Below are 2,147 nucleotides of genomic sequence, written 5' to 3' on the forward strand. Positions count from 1 at the left end.
GAAGTGTTTGCTGGTGTAAGGCATATTGCATTGAATTTATTGAAGAAAGAGACATCCTTTAACAAAGGTGTACGCGCTAAGCAGTTAAAAGCCGCTAGAAACGAGAGCTATCTAGAAAAAGTATTGAATAGCAAGTGATTTTTCATGCTCTTGCCCTGGGGATCGGATTATTTAGCTCTTGTGCATGAGCGACATAATTTCGACCTACACATACAGCCTTTCCCATTGGTAAATCAATGGTGCTACCATCATCCCATGTCGCTTGATACAACATATTCATTTACTCCCTGTATTTAATTAATTACATCATAAATTCACAGTTTACTAAGGCATATTGCGCCTAAGCTCAGCACAGGTTATAACTTGCATTATACTAACTAAAATAAACAGGTAATCCTATGCAAGATCATGCTAATGTCGCCTTAAGTGACTTTATTGAGTACCCACAAGATGAAATGTTACAACGCGCCAATGACTTTCTCGCAAATACTAAGCGCCGTCACTCCATCCGCAGTTTTAGTGACCGTTCTGTACCACAAGAGATCATAGAAGCATGCATAAAGACAGCCGCAACAGCTCCCAGTGGCGCAAATCATCAACCTTGGCACTTTGTTGCGATCAACAGTCTTGAGGTCAAAAAGCAAATTCGCCAAGCAGCTGAAGATCTTGAGCATTCATTTTATGAAGGCAGAGCAGGCGAAGAATGGTTAGATGCATTAAAGCCACTCGGGACCGACGCGCAAAAACCGTATTTAGAGCATGCACCATGGCTTATTGCTGTATTCAGCCAAAAAAAAGGCGGGATCCAAAGCGAAGATAGAAATACCAATTACTATGTCCATGAATCAGTTGGACTCGCGACTGGGTTTTTAATTCAAGCATTACATAATGCAGGCCTCGCTACCTTAACACATACACCGAAGCCAATGAGCTTCCTTACCGATATTTGTGGCCGTGATCGTGATAATGAACGCCCTTATATGCTATTAATCGCCGGATACCCTAGTGAAAATGCGAGTGTGCCAGAGCATGCATTGGTCAAAAAACCCTTCGAAGAGATCGCGACCATTTTGTAACGCTCTTATCTCGCTGGCCGCGAAATTACTAACACGTTCAGCGAGCACCTCTTATTGCAACAGGGCAATGCATTGCTACACAAGCTTCACTTTGACTATATACTTTATGAGTAACCTAAACTAGGAGTACCATAATGCTGACCAGCATACAAGACGTATTAAAAACCGTGCGACCTAACCAGCGCTGTATCAGTGCGGCACAAGCTAAAACTGAGCTACTTAGTAATCACGGCCTGCTGATTGAGGTAAGAGAACCCAGTGAACATCAACAGAAATCGATTTCCAATGCCCTTAATATTCCAAGGGGCTTACTAGAGTTTAAATTACCTGACATAGAAAAGGACGCCGAGCGACCCATATACTTGCACTGTGCAGCAGGTGGTCGCGCCATATTTGCAGCAGAGCAACTAACGCGTATTGGTTATCAAGATATTAGCGTGATCACCTGTAAATTTGATGATGTTTACACTACTTTCTCATAACCCATATTACTTCTGCTTTTGAAGGTACGTGTTGCTTTTAGTCGTATCTCCTCATTGTATAAAAGTGTAGGCACTCTTTTACCTTTAAAAACACTTGCTCAAGGTTGATACACATATTTTACAGCACAAACCGCGCTAACATTCCCTTAACATAACCAGTACGAGAGGGAACATACGATGTTAAAAAAGTACAAAATAATTGGGTTACTTATCTCTGCACCATTCATGCTTATGGGCTGTAACAGCGATAAAAGGTCAGAACTTGATAACTCATTTATTGGTGTATGGCAAAAAACTGCATATGGTGAAATACTCGATATTTCTAAAGAGACTATTTTACGATACGAATATAACCAACATAGTTGTATTAAAACACATACTTTACAGCGCAATAATGGGCTGTCTCCAGAAATATCAGCCCACTCTCGTATCTGCAATAACATGATTAATGTCACTTACCAAGGTGAACTAAGTAACCTGAGCTGCGCATAAGAAATTGAACTAAATTCCCTTGTGGTGATCAGATCTTTCGACCAAGAAACATAAGATTACCAAGGCAAGGGCATGAATAACTTAGATGCAAATTACG

3 protein-coding genes and 1 pseudogene are annotated in these 2,147 nt (G+C 40.9%); 3 read left to right on the forward strand and 1 reads right to left on the reverse strand.

Annotation, left to right across the window (positions count from 1 at the left end; genetic code table 11):
• Positions 1-157: 157 nt before the first annotated feature.
• Positions 158-274, reverse strand: a pseudogene (locus tag CWC18_RS19750) (fumarylacetoacetate hydrolase family protein); the annotation flags it as partial.
• A 124-nt stretch (positions 275-398) separates the two neighbouring features.
• Between CWC18_RS19750 and CWC18_RS19755 the strand changes: the two are divergent.
• From CWC18_RS19755 to CWC18_RS19765, 3 genes are all read left to right on the forward strand, one after another.
• Positions 399-1,076: a nitroreductase family protein gene (locus CWC18_RS19755; RefSeq protein WP_138592279.1), complete on the forward strand. Its 678-nt coding sequence runs from the start codon at positions 399-401 to the stop codon at positions 1,074-1,076.
• Between the two features lie 134 nt (positions 1,077-1,210).
• Positions 1,211-1,558, forward strand: a complete 348-nt coding sequence (locus CWC18_RS19760; RefSeq protein WP_138675951.1) for a rhodanese-like domain-containing protein — start codon at positions 1,211-1,213, stop codon at positions 1,556-1,558.
• 177 nt (positions 1,559-1,735) lie between these two features.
• On the forward strand, positions 1,736-2,050 hold the full coding sequence (locus tag CWC18_RS19765; RefSeq protein ID WP_138675952.1) for a hypothetical protein: 315 nt from the start codon (positions 1,736-1,738) through the stop codon (positions 2,048-2,050).
• Positions 2,051-2,147: the final 97 nt, after the last annotated feature.

The sequence above is a fragment of the Pseudoalteromonas aurantia genome (assembly GCF_005886875.1).
Lineage (GTDB): Bacteria > Pseudomonadota > Gammaproteobacteria > Enterobacterales > Alteromonadaceae > Pseudoalteromonas > Pseudoalteromonas aurantia_A.